The 353-nt window shown below is 47.3% G+C and carries 1 protein-coding gene; it reads left to right on the top strand.

Annotated elements, in window-relative coordinates:
- On the top strand, positions 1-319 hold a 319-nt coding region (locus tag HC175_RS21185; RefSeq protein WP_168139930.1), incomplete at its 5' end, for a TRCF domain-containing protein.
- Between the last annotated feature and the right edge of the window lie 34 nt (positions 320-353).

Raw genomic sequence — 353 nt, 5'->3', positions numbered from 1 at the left:
AGAAGCCGAAGATCTGCTTAACAGCGTCCGCATCAAATGGATCGCTTCAAAGATTGGTCTCGAGAAGATCGTGATGAAGCAGGGTAAACTTATCGGCTACTTTATTGCCGATCAGCAGTCGCGTTTCTATCAGAGTAAAGCTTTTACCCGAGTGTTGGAATACGTGCAAACGCATCCGCATAGCTGCACCATGAAAGAAAAGAAAACCCGCAGCGGGTTGAGATTGTTGCTTACGTTTGAGAAAGTAACTTCGGTGGATAAGGCACTAAAAGTGTTGCAGCCGCTGGATGTGAAGCCTCCTGTTGAGGTGGAGGAATAGGAAAAAGGCTTCTCTCCCTTTCGAGGTTGAGAGG

Source organism: Salinimicrobium oceani (genome assembly GCF_012037645.1).
Note: the sequence above shows the minus strand (reverse complement) of the source record. Positions and strands in the feature narration are given on the sequence as shown.